Annotated in this window: 16 protein-coding genes and 2 pseudogenes; 5 read left to right on the top strand and 13 right to left on the bottom strand. The window is 75.0% G+C overall.

The genetic code is table 11. From position 1 onward, the window contains the following. Positions 1–60: 60 nt before the first annotated feature. The 11 genes and pseudogenes from rfaE2 to AC4BDD_RS28875 all read right to left on the bottom strand — a co-directional run bounded on the left by rfaE2 (position 61) and on the right by AC4BDD_RS28875 (position 12,763). Positions 61–1,466: pseudogene (gene rfaE2, locus AC4BDD_RS28925) on the bottom strand (D-glycero-beta-D-manno-heptose 1-phosphate adenylyltransferase). Further along, a pseudogene (locus AC4BDD_RS28920) lies at positions 1,463–2,047 on the bottom strand (D-sedoheptulose-7-phosphate isomerase); the annotation flags it as partial. The pseudogenes rfaE2 and AC4BDD_RS28920, both read right to left, overlap by 4 nt. Positions 2,048–2,269: 222 nt before the next feature. After that, positions 2,270–3,505, bottom strand: a complete 1,236-nt coding sequence (locus AC4BDD_RS28915; RefSeq protein ID WP_490688418.1) for a glycosyltransferase — start codon at positions 3,503–3,505, stop codon at positions 2,270–2,272. After that, positions 3,502–4,467, bottom strand: coding sequence for a glycosyltransferase (locus tag AC4BDD_RS28910; protein WP_490688417.1), 966 nt, complete (start codon positions 4,465–4,467; stop codon positions 3,502–3,504). Before AC4BDD_RS28910 ends, AC4BDD_RS28915 begins: the two co-directional genes overlap by 4 nt. Beyond that, on the bottom strand, positions 4,464–5,540 hold the full coding sequence (locus AC4BDD_RS28905; RefSeq protein WP_490688416.1) for a glycosyltransferase family 9 protein: 1,077 nt from the start codon (positions 5,538–5,540) through the stop codon (positions 4,464–4,466). Before AC4BDD_RS28905 ends, AC4BDD_RS28910 begins: the two co-directional genes overlap by 4 nt. Beyond that, positions 5,537–6,436 carry a D-glycero-alpha-D-manno-heptose-1,7-bisphosphate 7-phosphatase gene (locus tag AC4BDD_RS28900; protein ID WP_490688415.1) on the bottom strand — a complete coding sequence of 300 codons (900 nt, stop codon included), beginning with the start codon at positions 6,434–6,436 and terminating at the stop codon, positions 5,537–5,539. Before AC4BDD_RS28900 ends, AC4BDD_RS28905 begins: the two co-directional genes overlap by 4 nt. A gap of 237 nt (positions 6,437–6,673) precedes the next feature. Then, the gene (locus AC4BDD_RS28895) at positions 6,674–7,735 is read right to left on the bottom strand and encodes a glycosyltransferase family 2 protein (protein ID WP_490688414.1); all 1,062 of its coding nucleotides are present in this window, start codon (positions 7,733–7,735) and stop codon (positions 6,674–6,676) included. After that, complete coding sequence (locus tag AC4BDD_RS28890) at positions 7,732–9,543, bottom strand: carbamoyltransferase family protein (RefSeq protein WP_490688413.1); 1,812 nt, start codon at positions 9,541–9,543, stop codon at positions 7,732–7,734. Before AC4BDD_RS28890 ends, AC4BDD_RS28895 begins: the two co-directional genes overlap by 4 nt. Before the next feature lie 69 nt (positions 9,544–9,612). Continuing rightward, positions 9,613–10,575 (bottom strand): NAD-dependent epimerase/dehydratase family protein, encoded by a 963-nt coding sequence (locus AC4BDD_RS28885; protein ID WP_490688412.1) that lies wholly within the window; start codon positions 10,573–10,575, stop codon positions 9,613–9,615. A gap of 159 nt (positions 10,576–10,734) precedes the next feature. Further along, positions 10,735–11,598 carry a polysaccharide pyruvyl transferase family protein gene (locus tag AC4BDD_RS28880; protein WP_490688411.1) on the bottom strand — a complete coding sequence of 288 codons (864 nt, stop codon included), beginning with the start codon at positions 11,596–11,598 and terminating at the stop codon, positions 10,735–10,737. Positions 11,599–11,737: 139 nt separating this feature from the next. After that, entirely contained in the window at positions 11,738–12,763 is a 1,026-nt protein-coding gene (locus AC4BDD_RS28875) for a glycosyltransferase family 9 protein (RefSeq protein WP_490688410.1), read from the bottom strand. Positions 12,764–13,667: 904 nt separating this feature from the next. On the opposite strand from AC4BDD_RS28875, the gene AC4BDD_RS28870 reads away from it, so the two are divergent. The 5 genes from AC4BDD_RS28870 to qcrB all read left to right on the top strand — a co-directional run bounded on the left by AC4BDD_RS28870 (position 13,668) and on the right by qcrB (position 18,596). Then, positions 13,668–14,903 (top strand): MFS transporter, encoded by a 1,236-nt coding sequence (locus AC4BDD_RS28870; protein ID WP_490691971.1) that lies wholly within the window; start codon positions 13,668–13,670, stop codon positions 14,901–14,903. Between the two features lie 63 nt (positions 14,904–14,966). Continuing rightward, the gene (locus AC4BDD_RS28865) at positions 14,967–15,365 is read left to right on the top strand and encodes a ChaB family protein (protein ID WP_490688409.1); all 399 of its coding nucleotides are present in this window, start codon (positions 14,967–14,969) and stop codon (positions 15,363–15,365) included. A 91-nt stretch (positions 15,366–15,456) separates the two neighbouring features. After that, positions 15,457–15,981, top strand: coding sequence for a hypothetical protein (locus AC4BDD_RS28860; protein ID WP_490688408.1), 525 nt, complete (start codon positions 15,457–15,459; stop codon positions 15,979–15,981). A gap of 300 nt (positions 15,982–16,281) precedes the next feature. Then, positions 16,282–16,842 carry a hemerythrin domain-containing protein gene (locus AC4BDD_RS28855; protein WP_490688407.1) on the top strand — a complete coding sequence of 187 codons (561 nt, stop codon included), beginning with the start codon at positions 16,282–16,284 and terminating at the stop codon, positions 16,840–16,842. An 86-nt stretch (positions 16,843–16,928) separates the two neighbouring features. Beyond that, a complete protein-coding gene (gene qcrB, locus AC4BDD_RS28850) occupies positions 16,929–18,596 on the top strand; it encodes a cytochrome bc1 complex cytochrome b subunit (protein ID WP_490688406.1) in 1,668 nt (555 codons plus the stop codon). Positions 18,597–18,600: 4 nt separating this feature from the next. On the opposite strand, the gene ctaF is transcribed toward qcrB, so the two are convergent. Continuing rightward, positions 18,601–19,005, bottom strand: a complete 405-nt coding sequence (ctaF, locus tag AC4BDD_RS28845; protein ID WP_490688405.1) for an aa3-type cytochrome oxidase subunit IV — start codon at positions 19,003–19,005, stop codon at positions 18,601–18,603. Next, the gene (ctaD, locus tag AC4BDD_RS28840) at positions 19,002–20,711 is read right to left on the bottom strand and encodes an aa3-type cytochrome oxidase subunit I (RefSeq protein WP_490688404.1); all 1,710 of its coding nucleotides are present in this window, start codon (positions 20,709–20,711) and stop codon (positions 19,002–19,004) included. The genes ctaF and ctaD overlap by 4 nt, the downstream gene beginning before the upstream one ends. Between the last annotated feature and the right edge of the window lie 71 nt (positions 20,712–20,782).

Below are 20,782 nucleotides of genomic sequence, written 5' to 3'. Positions count from 1 at the left end.
CGCCGGGTGGCTCGCGGGGGGGTGCGGGGTGCGGTCCGCGGCGGCCGGCGGCGGGGCCGGTCATGGCCGGCCGCCCGGCCTGGCGGTGGCGGCCGCGGCACGGGCGGCCCGCTCGGCCAGCGCGGTGGTCGACCGCCCGTCGAGGTAGGGCAGCACGAGCGCCTGGCCGCCCCATTCGTGCAGGGTCTCGGCCTCCGGCAGGGCGTCGACGGCGTAGTCCCCGCCCTTGACCCACACATCCGGGCGCAGCCGGCGCAGCAGTTCCTCCGGGGAGTCCTCGCAGAAGACGGCGACCGCGTCGACGCTGCCGAGGCCGGCGAGCACCCGGGCGCGGTCGGCGGCGAGGGTGAGGGGGCGGCCGGGGCCCTTGAGCCGGGTGACGGACTCGTCGGAGTTGATGCAGACGATGAGGCAGTCGCCGATCCTGCGAGCGCTTTCCAGCAGGCCCACATGGCCGGCGTGGAGCAGGTCGAAGCAGCCTCCGGTGGCCACCACCGTGCCGCCGCGGGCGCGGACTGACTCGGCGAGGGCGAACGGGTCGGTCTCCCGCACCGGACGGGCGGGCTCGGCCCGCGGGCCGTGCCACAGGGAGCGGTTGCCCGCGCCGCCGGCCGCGACGAAGGCCGCGGCCTCGGCGACGGCGCGCTGCACGGCCTCCTCGGGCAGCGCTCCGTCGGCCAGGGCCCAGGCCGCCGTGGTGGCGAAGCAGTCGCCGGCGCCGCACGGGTCGCCGGTGGCCCGGTAGGGCACCGGCATGAGCATGGGTGTGTCGGTTCCGGCGCGCGCCAGCAGCACGCCGCGCTCGCCGAGGGTCACCGCCACGGCGGCGGCCTGCCACCGGGAGGCCAGCCGGGTACCGCGCAGCGCGTAGGCGCGCAGCGACTCGTCGTCGTCCGGGCACAGCGCGCAGGCCTCGGCCGCGTTGGGGGTGATCAGCCGGGCCCCGGCGACGGCTCGGTGCCCTTGGGGTGCGGGTCCCACAGCAGCGGCATCCGGTGCGCGGCGTCGGCCAGGTGGTCCCGGACCGTGCTCGCCGCGCCCTGGCCGTAGTCGGCGACGAGTACGGTGCCCGCCTCGGCCAGTGCGGTGCGCACGTCGTCGTTGGGCGCCCCGGGCGAGCCGCCGCCGCGGTCCACCCGCACCAGCGGGCGGCCGCCGGCGATGACCCGGGTCTTGACCGGCAGCGATCCGCTCAGCGGGATCTCCACCAGCCGGACCACGCGGCGCAGCGCGCGGCGGACGGTGCCGCTGGCCGGGTCGTCTCCGAGCGCGGTGACGAGGACCACCTCGCGTCCGCCGCGGGCGGCGAGCGCGGCGGCCAGGCCTGCGCCGCCGGGGCGGGTCCGGCTGCCGGTGACGTCCACCACCGGGGCGGGCGCGTCGGGTGCCAGCCGTGAGGAGACGCCCTCGATGTCCCGGTCCAGCAGGACGTCTCCGACGATCACCAGGGGCTGCCGGGTGCTCACGGGCACCTCCGGGCGGTGGGGCGGGCGCCGGCGGCGTCCAGGGTCTCGCAGAGCAGGTGCACCGCGAGGAGGTGGGCCTCCTGGACGGTGGCGGTGCTGTCCGCGTCGATGGACACGGTCTCGTGGGCCGCCGCGGCCAGCGGGTTGGGCCGCGGGCCGGTCATCGCCCACACCCGCAGCCCGGCGGCCCGGCCGGTCTCGGCGGCGGCGAGGAGGTTGGCGCTGCGGCCGGAGGTGGAGAGCAGCACGAGGACGTCTCCGGGGCGACCGTGCGCCGCGACCTGCCGGGCGTAGACCTGGTCGAAGCCGTAGTCGTTGCCGATGGCGGTCACACTGGAGGTCTCGGCGTGCAGGGCGATGGCGGAGTACGCGGGCCGGTCCTGCTGGTAGCGGCCGACCAGTTCGGCGGTCAGGTGCTGGGCCTGGGCCGCGCTGCCGCCGTTTCCGGCGGCCAGCGGCCGCCCGCCGACGGGCAGTACGGCGGCGAGGTGGGCGCCCCACTCCGCGATCCGGGGCAGGCTGTGCCGGCGGAAGCGGCCGAGCGCGTCCTGGAGCGACTGGCAGTGCTGGTGGGCGGCCTCGTAGGGGGACTCGACGCGCTCGCCGGGCTCGACCGGCTCGACGGGCTGGTGGGGCCTGACGGGTCCGAGGGGCTCGAGGGGCTCGACGGGCTGGACGGGCTCGGTGGGCTTGCGGAATGGCTCATGGCTGATCGGGCGGCCGTGTCCCGTTCGGACGCCGGCGGTGCCCGCACCTCCTTCGGAGTTGAGGATTCGGCGGCGTGGACCGGGGCGTACGTCGGGTCAGGCCGCTCCTGTCACGGCGGGTCGCCGGGCGAGGATGTCCAGGTAGCAGCCTTCGGTGGCGGCCGCGACCTTCTCCCAGCGGTAGTGGGTGACGACCCGTCGGCGGCCCGCCGCGCCGCAGGCGAGGCGCCGTTCGCGGTCGCCGAGGAGTTCGGCGGTGGCGCGCGCCAGGGCCTTGGCGTCGCCGGGCGGGACGAGCCGGCCGGTCTCCGGGTCGGAGACGGTGTCCAGTTGGCCGCCGACGGCGCTGGCGACGACCGGGGTGCCGCAGGACATCGCCTCCAGCGGCACGATGCCGAACGGCTCGTAGTCCGCCGGGCACAGCACCACATCCGCGGCGCGCAGCAAAGCCGGGACCTCCCTGGGAGGAACGCCGCCGGTGAAGCGGACCCGGTCCGCCACCCCGGCCTCCCGGGCGAGGGCGCGCAGCCGCCGCACCTCGGGATCCTCCTCCAGCCGGTCCGCCGGCGGGCCGCCGGCGATCACCAGTTCGGCGTCGGGCAGCTGGGCGAGGGCGGCGATGGAGACCGCGGCTCCCTTCCGCGGCACCAACCGGCCGATCTGGAGGAGTTGGTGGCGGTGCGGGCCGCGGCGGGCGGTCAGCCCGTTGGGGGTGAAGTGGTCGGTGTCGACTCCGCAGGGCACCACGCTGATCCGTTCCCCGGGGATGCCCATCCAGGTCAGTTCCGCGACCTCGTCGTGGCAGGTGGCGATGATGCGCCGGCAGCCCTGGCCCACCTGGGTCTCGTGCCGGACGCGGCTGGGCGGGCTGGTGTCGGCGTCCCGCTGGTGACGGCGTTTGACGGTGCCCAGGGCGTGATAGGTGTGGGCGAGCGGCAGGCCGCGGGCGCGCGTCGCCCGCAGCGCGGCGAGGCCGGACATCCAGAAGTGCGAGTGGACGACGTCGGGTGGCCGCAGCCGCCACTCCTCGGCCAGGAAGCGCCCGAAGGACACCATGTACGGCAGCAGCGCGTCCTTGGGTATGTGCTCGGCGGGCCCGGCCGGGACGTGCTGGACCTGGACCCCCGGCCGCAGCGGGACCCGGGCGGGCAGGTCGGTGCTGTCCCGCCGGGTGTAGACGGTGACGCGGTGCCCGCGGTCCGCCAGCGCGCCGGCGAGGCGCGCCACATGGACGTTCTGCCCGCCCGCGTCGACTCCGCCCAGGGTCGCGAGCGGGCTGGCGTGCTCGGAGACCAGCGCGATGGACAGGCCGGTGGTACCGAGGGCGGTCATGTGCGTACCTCCGTCAACAGGCGTTCCCAGTCGTGGAGAAAGCGTTTGAGGCCGTACCGGCCGAGCGCCGCCTGGCGGGCCCGGGCGCCGTCCTCGGCGGCCGCCTCCGGCTCGTGCAGGTAGGTGCGGATGGCCCGGGCCAGGGTCTGCGGCCGGTTGGACAGGGTCCCGGCCCCGGCGGGTACGGCCTCGGTGACCTCGGTGGTGGCCAGGGCGACCACCGGCATGCCCAGGTGCATGGCCTCCAGCAGGGACAGTCCCAGCGAGGTCCAGCGCACCGGGTGGAGGTAGACGCGGCGCTCGGCCATCGCGGTGTGCAGTTCGCTCTGCGGCAGGTCGGCGGTGCGGCAGCAGTCCGAGGTCAGGCCCAGGTGCGCGGGGAGGTCCTCGGTGCGCATGCCGAAGACGTCCAGCGGGGCGGCGGCCGCCAGGGCGGGCAGCAGGTCGCAGCCGACGGTCCGGCCACGGCGCACCGGTTCGTTGATCACGACCGCGGCGCGCGCCAGCCGGCCGGTGTACTGGTGGCCGGGGTCGACGATGCCGTGTTCGATCACCTCGGTGCGGGTGGAGCCGTTGTCCCAGAACAGCCGGTTGAAGTGGGTGACGTGCACCAGGGTCAGGTCGTCGCGGTCGGCGAACGGGTGCCGGGTGCGCGGTACGTCGCCGTCCGGCGCGTTGTGCTCCAGGTAGACGGCCGGCAGGTCGCGGCCCGGGCGGCGGCCGCCCAGCCAGCGGGTGGCGAGCTCCACCTCGTGCGGCCGCTGGAGGATGACCAGGTCGACCGGCTCGTCGCGCAGCTGCTCCGGCGTCAGCTCGCGTACCGAGTCCGGCCAGGAGAAGGTGCGGGCCCGGCCGAGCCCGTCCGGCCCGCGGTCCTCGGTGACCGGCACCAGATAGGTGTGCGGGCCCTGGACGAACGCGGTCGTCCAGGAGCCGTGCACATGCCACAGCAGGATGTTCATACGCTCGCCCCTCGTTCGGTGTCCGATGTTCGGTCGGTGGCGGCCGGCGGGCGGCCGTGGTCCGCCCCCGCGGCCAGCACCCGTACCGCGGCCACCACCGCGCAGTCGGGTACCGCGTCGAGGCAGGGGTGGCCGGGCACCGGGCAGCGCCGGGCCCGGCTGCCCGCGCAGGGTGCGCGCTGGTCGCCGAGGAGCACGTGCGGCACGCCGTACGGGGCCCACAGGGCGGCCGGGACCACCGGCGCGAACAGACAGGCCACCGGGGTGCCCACCGCGGCGGCCAGGTGCGCCGGTCCGGTGTTGCCGACGACCACGGCCCGGGCCCCGGCGAGCACCCCGGCCAGCTGGTGCGCGTCGGTGCGCCCGCCCAGGTCGAGTGAGTGGTCGCCGGCGACCTTGGCGGTGAGTTCCTTCTCCCCCGCGGCCCCGGTGACCACCACCCGGTGGCCCGCGGCGGCCAGCGCGGCGGCGGCGCGCGCGGCCCGCTCGGCGCTCCAGGCGCGGGCCGGGACCGCCGCCCCGGGGTGCAGGACGACGTACGGGCCGGGGCCGGTGAGGTGGCTGGTGTCGGGCGGGTCGACGACCCGCAGCGCCCCGTCGTCGCCGGGCGGCAGGGTGAAGCCGGCGGCCCGGGCGAGGTCCAGCGCCGCCTCGGCCTCGTGGCGGTACGGCGCGCGGTGGTGCCGCAACTCCAGCAGGGCGCCGGGGTAGTCCTCGCTGTCGGCCCCCGTCCAGGGGATGCCGGCCAGCTTGAGCAGCAGCGCGGCCGGCAGCGGGCTCTGGTGGTAGGAGACGAGGATCAGCGCCCGGTCGAAGCGGCCGGCCGCCAGGGTGTCGATCAGGGCGTCGGTGGCGGCCCGGCTGACGGGCGCGGGCCGCAGTCCCACCCAGGGCGCGTCGTGCACCAGGATCTCGTCGACCCCCGGCAGCAGCCGTGCCGCGGGTTCACCCAGCGGGCCGCAGAGCAGGGTGGTGTGGGAGGAGCTCGCGGCGACCGCGCGTACCGCGGGGCCGGCCAGCAGGACGTCGCCGGCGCTGTCCAGCCGGACGACCAGGGTGCGCGGGCCGGTCATGACCCGCCCCCGGGCGGGCGGCGCCCGGCCAGCACCAGCCGGACGGCGCCGAGCAGGTCCTCGGCGCACTCCTTCGCCTCGGCGGTCTCCGCCGGGCGGGTCACGGACGTCGGCACCAGCACCCCGCGCGCGCCGGCGGCGCGGGCCGCGGCGAGGTCGGCGCCGATGTCGCCGATGACGACGGTGCGGGACGGGGAGACACCGAGCCGTCGGCAGGCGGCGAGGACGAGTCCGGGGGCGGGCTTGCGGCAGCCGCACCCGTCGCCGGGCCCGTGCGGGCACACCGCCCAGACGTCGAACGGGCCCAGCAGCCGCTCCACCCGCCGCTGCACCGCCTCCACCTGATCGCGGGTCAGCAGCCCGCGCGCCACCCCGGACTGGTTGCTGACCACGCCGACGGGGATGCCTCGGGCGCGGACGGCCCGCACCGCGGCGAGCGCCGACTCCATCGGACGGACCCGCTCCGGGTCGCCGTTGTACGGCACGTCGGCGACCAGCGTGCCGTCCCGGTCGAAGAGCACAGCCTGCGGCAGTTCCTCGTCGGTCCCGCTCGGCGACGCCGGGGGCCGCCCGGTGCCGGCCGCACCGGGCCCCGGGACGTACAACCAGGGCCCGGGCGGGGTCGTCCCGGGCCGCTCCGCGAAGAGGCGCGGCCCGTCCGTCAGCGTGCGCGGCACGTCCGGCCCGGGGAGCAGACCATCTCGCCTCGGCGGCAGACCCTCCGGCCCGGTGGGCAGCCACTCCGGCCCGGGGGCCGGCTCGTCCGGCCCGGGGGCCAGTCCCTCCGGTCCGAGAGCCGGCCCATCCGGACCGGGAGCCGGCCCATCCGGCCGGAGGCCCGGGCCGCCGGGCAGACCGGCGCGGTCGGCGGGCAGGGCAGCACGGTCCCCAGGCACGGCGGCGCGGTCGCCGTACAAGCCGACGCAGTCGCCAGGCAAGGCGGCACGGCCCGCAGGCAGGCCGGCAGGGTCGCCAGACAGACCGGCACGGCCGCCAGGCAGACCGGCACGGTCCGCGGAAAGGACAGCACGGCCGCCGGGGCCATCGGCGCGGGTCGGGCAGGCGGGGCACGTGCCGGGCGTCTGGTGGTGAGCGGCGGCTCGGGGCCGCGAACGGGGGTGGGTGTCCATCGGCTACACCCGTTCCCGGGCCGCGCCGGGCCGCTCCCGCACCGGCCCGGCGGTCTCCGGCGGCGCGTGGCGTTCGGTGTGCCGGTGGCGGATCAGGCCCCGCAGCCAGTGGCCGGTGGCCACCGGCGGGATGAGGGCGCTGGTCAGGAGCATGGTGGAGATCTCGGCGCGGGTCCGGGGCCCCGGGGCGATCCGCGCCCAGCCGAACTCGGCGGTGCCGGCGAGCCAGAGGGCCGCGCAGGCGGCGGCGGGGCGGAAGCGGCGGGCCGCGGCGCAGCCCAGTGCGGCCGTGGCCGCGGCGGTGACGGCCAGGTGCCCGGGCAGGCGGCCGCGCGGTGCGCCCGCCCGGTCCCACCAGTCCCGGCCGTGCCGGCGGGTCATCAGCACGTCGTCGGCGTTGCCCGCTTGGAGCCGTACGGAGACCCAGCGGTCGGCGGGGCGCACCGGATGCGTGGTGCGGCGGCTGCCGGTGGCCAGTGTCCAGCCGGCCGCGAGCACCCGCAGGGCCAGATCCGCGTCCTCCCGGAAGGCGCGCGGGAACCGCTCGTCGAAGCCGCCGACGGCCTCCAGCGCGGAGCGGCGGTAGGCCATGTCGGCGGTGATCCAGCGGGCGGTCGCGAGCCCGGCGGTGTTGCGTTCCCAGTCGGTGGGCCTGCGCTCGCAGGGCAGCGGGACGGTGATACGCGCGGCGACACCGGCGGTGCCCGGGGTCGCCGCGGCGAGGTCGGCGGCGAGGTCGGCGGCCCAGGAGGGGCCGGGCACCACGTCGTCGTCGAGGAAGACCACCCAGGTCGTCTCCGGGGCGGCCCGCCAGCCGGTGTTCCGCGCGGCGGCCGGGCCGTGGGCGCAGCCGGAGACGGTCTCGACGCGGTCCCGCAGCGCCTCGGGCACCGGCACCGGGAGCGGGTCGCAGGCGTCCGGCGGCCGGTCGTCGACGAGGACGACGCGGGCCGGCCGCGGCCCCGGCGCGGCCGCGAGCGCCTTCAGGCAGACGGCCAGACTCGGCCTGCCGAGCGTGGGGATGACGACGGCGTAGTCGGTGCTGCCGGTTCCGGCCGGGCTCATCGGGTGCTCCCGCCCTCGTCCGGGGCCAGGCGCAGCGGGTGGCCGTCGGCGTCGGCCATGCGTTCGTGGCCGGAGAGGGCGGCGAAGGCGTCCCTGGCGGCGGACGCCGCGGCCACCGCGGAGGCCGTGGGGAGGGTCTTCGCCGTGTGGCCCGCGTCCGGCGCCCGCGTGGCGAAGAAGTCGCGGCGGCGGATGGCGAACGGTCCGATGGCGAGCAGGTCGACCGGCGCCGAGCCGAAGCACTCCAGGGCGTCCCGGGGATCGTCCACCATGGGCCGGCCGGCCGTGTTGAGGCTGGTGTTGACGACGACCGGCAGCCCGGTGCGGCGCTCGAACGCGGCGAGCATCCTGGCCACCAGCGGTTCGCTCGCGGCGTCGACGGTCTGGATGCGCGCGGTGCCGTCGACGTGGACGACGGCGGGGATGCGCGTCCGCCAGCGCGGGGCGACGTCGTGCACGAAGAGCATGTACGGGCTGGGCAGCGGTCCGTCGAAGATCCGGTCCGCCCGGTCGGCGAGCACCATGGGCGCGACCGGACGGAACTGCTCGCGGCCCTTGACGTCGTTGAGCCGTTCGAGGTTGCCCGAGTGGCCGGGGTGGGCCAGCAGCGAGCGGTGCCCCAGCGCCCTGGGCCCGTACTCCGAACGCCCCTGGAACCAGGCCACGATGGCGTTGCCGGCCAGCGCCTCGGCGACGGTCTCGGCGATGTCCTCGCAGCGTTCGAAGGGCACCGCGGCCGTCTTCAGCCAGGCTTCGATCTCGGCGTCGGACCAGCCGCGGCCGAGGTCGGCGCCGGGCATCGGCAGCGGCTGGTCACCGCCGTCGGCGGCGTGCAGCAGCGCCCCGCCCAGTGCGGTGCCGGCGTCGCCGGCGGCCGGCTGCACCCAGACCCGGTCGAAGGGGCCTTCGCGGGCGATCCGCGCGTTGGCCACGCAGTTGAGGGCGACTCCCCCGGCCATGGTGAGCAGGGTGTCGTGGGTGCGGCCGTGCAGCCAGCGCACCAGGTCCAGCAGCGTCTCCTCCAGGCACGCCTGGGCGCTGGCGGCGAGGTCGGCGTGGTCTTGGGTCCACGCCTGGTCGGGGCGGCGGGGCGGGCACAGTTCGCGCCAGGGGACGCCGGTGGCGCGGAAGCCGCCGTCGCCGGTGGGGTGGATGTGGCGGCGGAGTTCGGCCAGCATCCGGGGGGTGCCGTGCGAGGCGAGCGCCATCACCTTGAACTCGTCGCTGGAGCGCAGGAATCCGAGGTGTTCGGTGAGCTCCTCGTAGACGAGCCCCAGGGAGTGCGGCAGCCGCTGCCCGTGGAGGGGTTCCAGCTTGTCCTGGACGCGGCGGGCGGCGAGGTGCGAGGTGGACTCGCCACGCCCGTCGAGGACGAGGACGGCGCAGGAGCCGGCGTCGGGGGCGGCGAAGGCTCCGGAGGCCGCGTGGGCCATGTGGTGCGGGACGAAGCGCACGATCTCCGGGTCCAGGCCCGGCAGTACGGTCCGCAGGAAGTCCGGTGCCTGTGCCGCGTAGCTGAGGCGGAGGTGGTCCCAGGGGTCGTCCAGGCCCATCTGCTCGGCCGGCTGGGCCAGCGCGGGGTCGAAGGAGTACGTCACCGCGTCGAGGTCCGCCGGGCGCAGCCCGGCCTGCTCCAGGCACCATGCCGCGGCCTTCTCCGGCAGTTCCCAGGCCGAGAAGGGGACCGGGCGTTTGCCGTGCTTGCGCCGGGAGAACCGCTCCTCCTCCGCGGCGGCGACGGTCCTGCCGTCGATGACCAGAGCGGCGGCCGGGTCGTGGAAGAGGGCGTTGATGCCGAGAACGCGCATGGGATTGGCGGCCTTTCCGTCAAGTGCGTGGGGCGCCGGTTCCTTGGAGCGGGAGGGCGGCGGTCGAGTTCAGGCGGCGAGACGCTCGCGGAACCAGGAGATGGTGCGCCGCAGGCCGTCCCGGTGCCCCACGCGCGGCTCCCACTGGAGCTTGCCGCGGGCCAGGGTGATGTCCGGGCAGCGGACCGCCGGGTCGTCCGTCGGCCGCTCGATGAAGGTGATCGTGGACCGGGACCCGGTCAGTTCCACGACGGTGCGGGCCAGTTCGAGCATGCTGATCTCGGTGGGGTTGCCCAGGTTCACCGGGCCGCGGAGGTCGGAGGCCGCTGCCGCGAGGATGCCTCGGACGGTGTCGTCGACGTAGCACAGCGAACGGGTCTGGTTTCCGTCGCCGGTGACGGTGAGCGGGTCGCCGGCGAGGGCCTGCCGGATGAAGGTGGGGACGGCCCGGCCGTCGTGGCCGCGCATGAACGGCCCATAGGTGTTGAACAGGCGCACGATGCCGGTGTCGGTGCCGTGGCTGCCGGCCTCGGCGGTGGTGAGGGCCTCACCGAAGCGCTTGGCCTCGTCGTAGACGCTGCGCGGACCGACCGGGTTGACGTTGCCCCAGTAGTTCTCGCTCTGCGGGTGCTGCTGGGGGTCGCCGTACACCTCGGAGGTGGAGGCGAGGATGAAGCGGGCGCCGCGGGACCGGGCCAGCGCCAGGGCGTTGCGGGTGCCGAGGCTGCCGGTCTCCAGGGTGTGCAGGGGCAGCCGCAGATAGTCGGCCGGGGACGCGGGAGAGGCGAAGTGCAGCACCAGGTCGGCGTTGGGGCCTGTCTCGAACCGCTCGGCGACATTGGCCTCGAGGACGGTGAACCCCGGCCTGTCCCGCAAGTGGGCTATGTTCTCCGGCGAGCCGGTGGAGAAGTCGTCGACGCAGGTCACCGACGTGCCTTGGTCGAGTAGGGCGGTACACAGGTGCGAGCCGACGAATCCCGCGCCGCCGGTGACCACGGCGTGCTGCCAGGTGCGCGAGAGTGCGGTGCTCATGCGGTCTCCTCAAGGCTCGTCGGGCGGACTCCGGGCAGGGGCGCCCGGGTTGCGGATCTCTCCGGGTCCCCCATCAGGATGAGGTGGAAATGCCCCGAGTTGCGAGGCGAGATCCTCCGTTCGAGGCAGCAACCGCGCGGGCGGGCGGCCGGGACACCCCTACCGCTGGGGGCCTGCCTGGATCCGGCGCACCAGTCCGGTCAGCAGGCCGCTGCACGGGGGCGGCGTGGCGTGCCGGGCGGCCCGGGCGCGGCCCCGCGGGGACAGGCACCAGGACAGCAGCCGGTCCAGGTCCGTGGTCCGCAGCCGCTCGCCGGGCAGCACGGCCGGCCAGTCCAGCGCGGCGGCCTGCGCGCTGACCTTCGCGCCGCCGGTCACCGGGTCGACGGCCAGCGCCGGGGTACCGGCCCGCAGCGCCAGCACCATGCCGTGCAGCCGGGTGGTGACGACAGCGTCCGTTCGGGCGAGGACGGCGTGGAGTCGGTCCGGGGTGGAGGGCAGGCGCCAGTCGCGTGCGTCCAGACGGGTGTCGAGCGGAAGGGTGGCCACGTCGGCGGAGCCCAGCCACCGGGTCAGCGCCGAGGCGGCCTCGTCGTGGCGCCGGCGCGGTCCGTACTCCAGCTGACCGTGCGTCAGGATCACACCGTCGATCGGCGGCACCCGGGTCGGTGCGGGGACGTGCACGCTCAGGTCGGCGGCCGCGGCCGCTGCGTGCACGGTGTCGCGCGGCAGCACGTCGTGGAAGGCGGTGAGGGCCGGATCGTCCGGATCGGGGACGGAGACGCCGACGGCGATGCGGTGGCAGTGGGCGAAGCGGGTGTGCAGCTCCAGCAGCGGGCTCGGGCCCGCGCCGGGCGCGGAGGTGGAGTGCACCGGCCCGCAGGCGAAGACCAGGTGGGTGTAGTCGGCGGGGTCGGCCGCCGCCAGGTGCAGCGCCTCCGGCCGGAACACCGGCGACCAGGCGGTGCCGACGTCGATGGCCGCCGCGCGCAGCGCCCGCCGCACGCTGTCCGCCGCGAGCATGTCGCCCGCCGTCACCTTCGCCGTGCAGCAAGCTGAACCATCCGGTGAGCAGCACGCGGGCGGCATCCGGGGAGCGGCCGGCTTCCGGGCGGCGGGCGGCATCCGGGGGGCGACCGGATTCCGGGGGGGCGACCGGCGCTCATGGCACGGGGGCGGGGGGCCTGTCCGCCGCGGGCAGCCGGTTCAGGGCGGTGAGGACTTCGGCCGCGGTGATGCGCAGCAGCCGTTGGTCGGGCCGGTCGCCGTGCGCGTCGCCGGGGCGCGGCGGGTCGCCCGGGTCCGGATGCCAGAGCACCTGGTGCCGGTGGTCCGCGGGCGGCCCCCACAGCCGGGGGGCCACCGGTCCGAAGAGGGTCACCGAGGGGGTGCCGAGGGCGCTGGCGAGGTGCGCGAGCCCGGTGTCCCCGGCGATCACGGCCCGGGCCTGGCCGACCAGCGCCGCGAGGTCCGCGAACGGCACGTCCGCGGCCCCGCCCAGCACGGCGGCCGGGGGAAGGCCGGCCAGCGCGGCGACGCGCTGGGCCAGCGGGCTTTCGCCGGTCCCCGCGGTGACGACGACCCGGCGGCCGGCGGCGTGCAGGGCGTGGGCCACCGCGGCGAAGCGCTCCGCCGGCCAGCGCCTGGCCGCGGCGTCCGCACCGGGGTGGACCACGACCGCTCCGGGCGCCGGGGAGGCACCCGCCGGAGGCGGGATGCGCAGGTCGGCGGGGTCGGCGGGGACGCCGTACCAGGCGACCAGGCGGCACCAGCGGGCGCGCTCGTGCTCGTCCTCCCGCCATTCGGGCCCGGGGATGTCCGGGGTCTCGGCGTGCGCGTAGGCGAGCAGCCGGGCCGGGGCAAGGGAGCGCAGGAGCCGGTGGCTGGGCGGACCGTTGCCGTGCAGGTCCACGGCGACCTCGGGCGGCGGGCCGGACCAGTCGAGGGCCTGCGGCACCGGTCGGCCGGGGCCTGCCGCGGTGGGCAGTACGCGGTCGACCACTCCGGTCGCCGCGGCCGCGTCGGCAAGCCGGGCCGGGGAGGCCAGCACGAGTTCGTGGTCGGGATGGGCCCGGCGCAGCGCCCGCAGCGCGGGTACCGCGGTGAGCAGGTCGCCGAGGCCCAGGGCCCGCAGCACCAGCAGGGCGGGCCGGCCCGCGCGCGCCCGGTCGTCCCGGCGGCCGGTCATCGGCCCCTCCCGTCGGCCGGTGCGGCCTGGCCGCGGGGCGCGGTGGGGGTGGAGTGCGGCGTCCGTCGAGAGCCGCGCATGGGCATCTCCTCCTGCGGCGGGGGATCCGGCGGGGATCCAGGTCACATCACGACTGTCCGCCCATCACAGCCCATGCCCGAGCATGGCTGTCGATAGCTGTGGAAAGTGTGCCATTTCCCCTATGCGGACGCAGAGTTGCACGCCTGACGCTCAGGCGTTCCGACGGGGTGATCGCCAGGCACGGCGGTGCGCCGGTCGCCGGCGGGCGGACGCCGGCCGCGCGGCCCTTGGCGAACCGTGTGGTCAAGCTCACCGAGGGTGCCCGATCCCTTGCGTACCAAGGGATCCGAGGCCCTCGGTTGGGGCGTGGCCGTGGATTGACAGACCACTGCGCCCCTTCGTCTGTGAACATGTAGGACTGCTGGCCGGGACAGCCTCGCGAAGAGAACGACTGCGAGGCAGTGCTCCGCGGCGCAGCACTGACCGAAACCGGCATCTGCCCGGCGGCCCTCCGCCGGTCTCCGCAGACGCCGATTCCGCTTTCCGAGCCTGCTGGGCTCTTCACGAAGTGCTCACCGTGTCCACTGCCACCGTGACCTGCCCCGACGCTGCCCCTCGCGACGTCACCCCCGAGGCCCCCGAGGCCCCCGAGGCCCCCGAGGCCCCCGAGGCCCCCGAGGCCCCCGAAGCCATCGACACCCTCGACACCGTCGTCATCAAGACCCCGGCGACCGCGCGGACCATCCCCGCCCAGGCGGATCGCGCCGACCGAGCCGAGCCCGCCGGCCGGGCCACGGTGCCCGGCCCGCGGCGCCGTCTCCGGCGGCGCCGGTCGGCCGACGGCCCGGACCGCGCCCCGTGGCGTTCGCTGCGCCACCGCAGCATGCGCTGGTGGTCCCTGGCGAATCTGGTGTCGAACGCCGGCACCTGGATGCAGCTGACCGTGCAGAACCTGCTGGTGCTCCAGGTCACCGGATCGGCCGCGGCCACCGGACTGTCACTGTCGGTGCAGGCGGCGCCCGGTCTGCTCATGGGGCTGCTGGGCGGTGCCGCCGTCGACCGGTGGCCCAGGAAGGTGACCGCCGCGGTCAGCCAGGTGGCCCTGGCCCTGGTGGCCTTCACCACCGCCGCCCTGGTCGCCTTCGACCAGCTCAATGTGGCCGTGCTGATGACGCTGGCCGCCGTCACCGGTCTCATCGCCACGGTCGAGGCCCCGGCCTGCGCCCTGCTCGGCAACGACCTGGTACCGAAGGAGGACGTGCCGTCCGCGATCGCGGTGGGCTCACTGGTGCACAGCGTCGGACGGCTGGCGGGCACGGCCGCGGCGGGCGTGGTCGTCGCCTTCCTCGGCACCCAGGCCGCCTACGCGGCGAACGGGCTGTCGTTCCTCTTCGTCGCCGCGGTCATCCCGTTCCTCGTCCTGGTGCCAGGGGCGGAGCACGGCCCGGCCGAGGCGAAGGCCCCGTCCGCGCGACCGGGGAAGACCGCCTCCGAGCGGCCGGGGAAGCCGGAGACCGGCATGACCGCCCGCGAGGGCCTGTCCTTCTTCCGGCGCCGCCCCCGCCTGGTGGCCCTGGCCGTGGTCACCGGGCTGAGCGCGATCTTCGGACGGAACTACCAGCTGACGCTGGCCGTCCTCGTCACCGGCCCGCTGGGCGGCGGCGAGGGTGCCTTCGGCATGGTCTCCTCGGTGCTGGCCGCCGGTGGCATCGTCGGCGCGGTGCTCGCCGCCCGGCTGCGCAGCCCCTCGGTGCGGCTGGTGGCCGGACTGGCGGCCGCCGGTGCGGTGCTCCAGATGGTGGCCGGTCTCTCGCCTTCCATGTCGGTGCTGCTGATCCTGGTGCTGCCGATGGCCGTGGTCGAGTCGATCTCCGACACCGCCGGCACCACCGTGCTCCAGACCGACCCGCCGGCGCACATGCGCGGACGGGTGCTGGGTGTGTGGCGCAGCGCGAGCACCCTGTGGGGGCTGGCCGGGCCGCCGCTGCTGGGACTGCTGATGGAGCTGGCCGGTGCCCGCGGGGCGCTGGTCGTCGGCGGGCTGATCATCGCGGCCTCGATCGGCGCGGGCGCCGCCCTGCGCGGCCGTCCGGCCGCGCTCGCTCCGGCCACCGCGTAGCCAGGGCCGGTTTCACCGGGCCGATGCCGGGGACCCGTACCGGCAGACCGGAGGTGAATCGGCATGCCAGGGGAGCAGGAACTGCCGTCGACGCTGGAACGCTCGCCCAGGGACGCCCAGCGCACCTGGATCAAGGCGCATGACGCGGCGGTGGAGCAGTACGGAGAGGGCGAACGCTCCCACCGGGTGGCGTTCGCCGCGCTCAAGCACACGTACGAGAAGGTCGGCGACCACTGGGAGCGCAAGGAAGGCGGCCGGAAGGGCCCGTCGGACCCGCTCGGCGCACGGCCCCGGCAGGTGGGCGGCCGCAGCGGGGAGGGCGTCGACGAGCAGGCCAGCAAGGCGCATCTGTACGGCATCGCGAAGCGGCTGGACATCGAGGGCCGCTCGACCATGGACAAGCCTCAGCTGCTGGAGGCGATCCGCAAGGCCAACCGGCGCAGCACCCGCGAGGCCCGGTGACGCCCGGACCGGTGGCTCATGGCCAGGGTGCGGCTGAGCGCCCCCACCGGCCCGGGGCTCTCCGGCGCTGGGAAGGAGGGTCCGCCACGCCATGCACGTGGAGCTCACTTCCGTCATCGCGGCGACCACCCAGTGGCTGCTGCGCGCCTATCCCCCGGTCGGCGGCCCGCTGAGCGCGGCGCTCGCCGAGGCCCAGGCCCGCCAGGCGGTGACGGTCGCCGCCTGGCTCCGCTACCCCACCTCGATGGACGCCGGGCTGGTGGCCCTGCTCGGGCCGGGCGGCTCCGACCGGCTGGACGGGCAGGCGGGCGCGGACGCCGTGCCGCCCGATCCGGAGGCTGACGCCTGGCGCTCCTGGGTGGACGAGGTGGTGGCCAGCTGGGCCGCCTGCCTGCTCACCGATCCCGCACTGGCCCGGGCGGCGGTGGCCGCGGCGGCAGGCAGCGAGCACGGCTCGACGGCCACCGTGGAATTCGGCCGTCTGACCGCGCCGGGTGAGCACGACCACCTCGCCACCCGCCTGCTGCGCCATCCCGACCTGATGGCCCGGGTCGCCCGGCTGCACCGGGCCCAGCTCGTGGAGCTCCTCGGAACCGGCCCGGCCCACACCGCCTGAGCCGCCCCGTACCGCCTGACCCGCCCCGTACCGCCTGAACACCGCCGGCACCGCCTGGCCCGCCGCCGTAGGGCCGGGCCGCCGCTGCCCGCCGGTATCAGCCGCTGCCCGCCGGCGCGGGCCGGCCGACACGCCCACGGGCGGTCCATTCGGGCGGGCACGCCCAGTGAGTGAGGTCCGCTGTCCCTCTGCGCCCGGTGCGGCGAGCCGTGCGCCCGTGCGGCGAGGCTCCGGCCGCCACCGGGGCCCGCCCGGCGGCCCGGGCCCACCCGCGCTGGACCCTACGGAAGGTGGAAGACCATGGCTCATGGCGGAGACGTGATCGCGGAACTGACCTCCGACCACCGGGAGGTGGAAGGGCTGTTCGAACGCATCCGGTCGGTGCTGCCCGGTGACCCCGAGCGCAAGCGGCTGGTCAACGAGGTCACGATCGAGCTGGTGCGGCACGCCGTCGCGGAGGAGCAGTACCTGTATCCGGCGGTGCGCGAACACGTCGAGGAGGGGAACGCCCTGGCGGACAAGGAGCTCGCCGACCACGCGCGGGTGGAGAAGCTCCTGAAGGAGCTGGAGCGGCGGGAGGCCACCGACTCCGCGTTCGACGGCCTCGTCACCCAGCTGATGAACGAGGTCACCGCCCATGTGCAGGACGAGGAGCAGCGGCTGTTCACGCTGCTGCGCGGGGCCTGCGCCGAGGACTTCCTGGAGAAGCTGGGCGACCGGGTGCGGCAGGCGAAGAAGATGGCGCCGACGCGTCCGCACCCCGCCGCACCCCACACCCCGCCCGCCAACAAGCTCCTCGCGCCCGGCATGGGCCTGGTGGACCGGGCCCGCGACGCGCTCAGCGGGCGCGGCAAGTCCTGAAGGCACCGTCCTCGCCAGGTGTCCCCCGCCGCGGCGCGGCCTGGGCCGCGACCACGCCCGGCCCGGGCTGAGAGGGAGGGTGGTGCATGCTGTTCCGGAAGCGGTTGTCGCGCTGGAGGGCGGAAGCCGGGCCGGCGGCGGCCGGCGGCTTCATCGCGCTCGACCGGCGGCTGCCGGCCGCCGATCTGGCCAGGGGGCTGCTGCGCAAGGCGTTTCCGGACCACTGGTCCTTCCTGCTCGGCGAGTTGGCCCTCTACAGCTTCGTGGTGCTGCTCCTCACCGGGACGTTCCTCACGCTGTTCTTCGATCCGAGCATGGCGCAGAGCGTGTACCACGGGGCGTACGTGCCGCTGCACGGGTTGCGCATGTCGCAGGCGTACGCGTCCACGCTGCACATCAGCTTCGAGATCCGCGGCGGACTGCTGGTCCGGCAGATCCACCACTGGGCCGCGCTGGTCTTCGTCGCCGCCATCGCCGTCCACATGCTGCGGATCTTCTTCACCGGCGCCTTCCGCAGGCCGCGCGAGGCGAACTGGCTGATCGGCATGACCCTCTTCGTCCTGGCGCTCCTGGAGGGTTTCTGCGGCTACTCACTCCCCGACGACCTGCTCTCCGGCACCGGGATGCGCACCGCCAACACCATCGTGATGTCGATCCCGGTGGTCGGTACCGTCCTGAGTTTCTTCATCTGGGGCGGCGAATATCCCGGGCACAGCGTCATTCCGCGGCTGTACATCATGCATGTGCTGTTCGTCCCCGGGGCGCTGATCGCGCTGATCGTGGTGCATCTGCTGCTGGTCGTCTATCTGAAGCACACCCAGTGGCCGGCCCAGGGGCGGACCAACCGCAACGTCCTGGGGCAGCCGTTCTTCCCGCAGTTCATGACCCGCTCCACGGGGCTGTTCCTGATGGTCTTCGGGCTGCTGGCCGGGCTCAGCGCGATCGCGCAGGTCAATCCGGTCTGGGCGTACGGGCCGTACCGCACCGACCATGTCTCCACCGATGTGCAGCCCGACTGGTACGTGGGTTTCCTGGAGGGGGCGCTGCGCGTCATGCCACCCTGGCAGACGAGCCTGGCCGGACACACCCTCATGTGGAACGTGCTGCTGCCGACGGTGGTGCTCCCGGGGGTGCTCTTCCTCGGGCTGTACGCCTATCCGTTCCTGGAGAAATGGGTCACCGGGGACCTGGTCGAGCATCATTTCTGCGACCGGCCGCGCAACCGTCCCACCCGGACCGGTCTGGGCGTCGCCGGAGTCGTCGGATACGCCGTGCTGCTGCTCGCCGGCGGCAATGACGTGACCGCCTTCGTCTTCGAGATCTCGGTCAACACCCTGACCTGGATCCTCCGCGTCGCGTTTCTCGCCGGTCCGCCGCTCGCCTTCTATCTCACCAAACGGATCTGCCTGGCCCTGCAGGCCCATGACCGCCGGCTGCTCGGCGAGGGCGCGGAGACCGGTGAGGTGACGCAGAGCGTGTACGGCGGGCTGAGCGAGGGGCGCCGCGCGCTGCCGCGCCGCCGCCGCTACACGATCCTCGCCCGGGAGATGCCCGAGCCCCTGGTGGCGCCGGAGAAGGGCGCGCCGCGGCGGCAGCGGCTGCGCGCGGCGCTGAGCGCGTGGTACTACCGGGACCGGGTGGACCTGCCGGTCACCTCCAAGCAGCGGCGCGAGATCGCCGAACGGTTCGCCGAGCCGGGCGCCGAGTCGGTCGCGGAACCGGTCACGGAACCGGTAGCGGAGCAGAAGGACTAGACGCTCAGTCGGACTCGGCGTCGTCCTCGCGCCCGGCGAACTGGAAGACCATCCCGAAGACACCGCCCGCGAGCAGCCCGATACCGAGCACGAAGATCCACAGGCCGTAGACGATGCCGAGGGCGGCGAGCCAGGTGCCCAGCGCCGTCACCACGGGATGGACGCTCTGCGGCGGGAAGAAGTCGAGCCGGCCGCTGCGTTCGGCGATCTCGGACTCCTTCCGGTCCTCCGGCCGGGCGCCCCTGCGGCGGTGGTTCATGGCGCAGAAGAAGGAGAGCAGGGACAGCATCACGCAGGACACCGTCAGCGCCGCCGTCCCGGCCGGCTCCTGCGCCGACCACGCGTAGACGATGTCGGTGACGAGGAAGAACGCCGCCACCCCGGCGAACAGCAGGGCCTCCATCTTCATGGGCGCTGCTCCCCGTCCGGTTCGCGGACCGGCAACGGGCCCGCCACGGGCTGCTCCCGCCGCGCGACCTCGGGGTGGTGGAGCTGGAAGGCCGGGGAGTCGGACCGGATGCGCGGCAGGGCGTGGAAGTTGTGGCGCGGCGGCGGGCAGGAGGTGGCCCACTCCAGTGAGCGGCCGTGGCCCCAGGGGTCCTCGACGTCCACCGGCGGCGCGTACCGGGCGGTGTGCCACACGTTGTACAGGAAGGGCAGGGTGGACAGTCCCAGCAGGAACGCCCCGATCGAGGAGACGGTGTTGAGCGTGGTGAAGCCGTCCGCGGCGAGGTAGTCGGCGTACCGGCGCGGCATGCCGGTCTCCCCCAGCCAGTGCTGGACGAGGAAGGTGGTCTGGAATCCGGCGAAGAGGGTCCAGAAGTGGATCTTCCCCAGGCGTTCGTCGAGCCGGCGGCCGGTCCATTTCGGCCACCAGAAGTAGAAGCCGCCGAACATCGCGAAGACCACCGTGCCGAAGAGGACGTAGTGCAGGTGGGCGACGATGAAGTAGCTGTCGGTGACGTGGAAGTCCAGCGGCGGGGAGGCGATGAGGACGCCGCTGAGGCCGCCGAGGAGGAAGGTCACCAGGAATCCGGCGGCCCAGAGCATGGGGGTCTCGAAGGAGAGGCTGCCGCGCCACATCGTGCCGATCCAGTTGAAGAACTTCACCCCGGTCGGTACCGCGATCGCGAAGGACATCATGGAGAAGAACGGCAGCAGGACCGCGCCGGTGACGAACATGTGGTGCGCCCACACCGCCGCGGAGAGCACCGTGATGGTGATGGTGGCCCCCACCATCCCGGCGTATCCGAAGAGCGGTCTGCGGCTGAAGACCGGGATGATCTCGCTGACGACCCCGAAGAACGGCAGGGCGACGATGTAGACCTCCGGATGGCCGAAGAACCAGAACAGGTGCTGCCACAGCACGGCGCCGCCGTTCGCGGGGTCGTAGACATGGGCGCCGAACTTCCGGTCGGCCTCCAGGGCCAGCAGGGCGGCCGTCAGGACCGGGAACGCCAGCAGGGCGAGGAGGGAGGTGAACAGCACGTTCCAGGTGAAGATCGGCATCCGGAACATCGTCATGCCCGGCGCGCGCAGGCAGACGATGGTGGCGATGAAGTTGACCGATCCCAGGGTGGTGCTGAGCCCGGAGAGCACCAGGCCCATGGCCCACAGATCGCCGCCCGCGCCGGGCGAGCGCACGGCGCTGTTGAGCGGGGCGTAGGCGAACCAGCCGAAGGACGCCGCCCCGCCCGGCACCAGGAATCCGGAGGCCACGGTGAGACCCCCGAGCAGGAACAGCCAGTACGTCAGCGCGTTCAGCCGGGGGAACGCGACGTCCGGGGCGCCGATCTGCAGGGGCATGACGGCGTTGGCGAATCCGGCGAACATCGGCGTGGCGAAGAGCAGCATCATGATGGTGCCGTGGATGGTGAACAGCTGGTTGTACTGTTCGCTGCTGACGATCTGCAGCCCGGGCCGGGCCAGTTCGGCCCGCATCAGCATGGCCAGCACTCCGCCCAGCACGAAGAAGCCGAACGCGGTGACCATGTAGAGGTAGCCGATGGTCTTGTGATCGGTCGTGGTGAGCCACTCCCGCAGCCGGTGGCCGATGTCGCGGTGGCGATCCGGCCCCGCGCGCGGGGCCGCTGTCCGATGGCCCAGCCGCGTCATCAGCCCTCCGTACGCCAGACGTGTGGTGACAGCTCGTGTCCCCCAGCGGGCCTGACCTGTGTTGCCGCGCC

This window comes from Streptomyces sp. JLBT605, from assembly GCF_058215555.1.
Note: the sequence above shows the minus strand (reverse complement) of the source record. Positions and strands in the feature narration are given on the sequence as shown.